This window comes from Methylobacterium sp. AC433 (assembly GCF_979253015.1).
This window is the reverse complement of the sequence record NZ_CEEDBN010000122.1, coordinates 1-234: the sequence shown is the minus strand read 5'-3', so window position 1 is coordinate 234 and position 234 is coordinate 1. Positions and strand designations below refer to the sequence as shown.

The following is a 234-nucleotide window of genomic DNA, read 5'->3' as shown; positions in this document are numbered from 1 at the left end:
GCCTCGATGCGGCGCCGCTCGCCCGCGCGGCGGTGCATGGCCTGTCGCATGCCGATCACGCGCCGGCCGTCCTGCGCTGCGCGGTCGAGGGCCGCCCGCAGGGGGCGCCAGTCCGGCCGCTTCGCTGGTCGCGCCGGGGCCGCCGGGCGTGCCCGCCGCGCCAAGGTCTCGATGATCGCTACCGCACCCGCGACGCCCGCGATGGCGACCGAGTCGTCGCGCGCGACGGGATCG

1 protein-coding gene is annotated in these 234 nt (G+C 79.5%); it reads right to left on the bottom strand.

All coding sequences use genetic code 11. The annotated features are described in order from the left end of the window. On the bottom strand, positions 1–234 hold a 234-nt coding region (locus AC0IWM_RS23965), incomplete at both ends, for a hypothetical protein (RefSeq protein WP_471759183.1).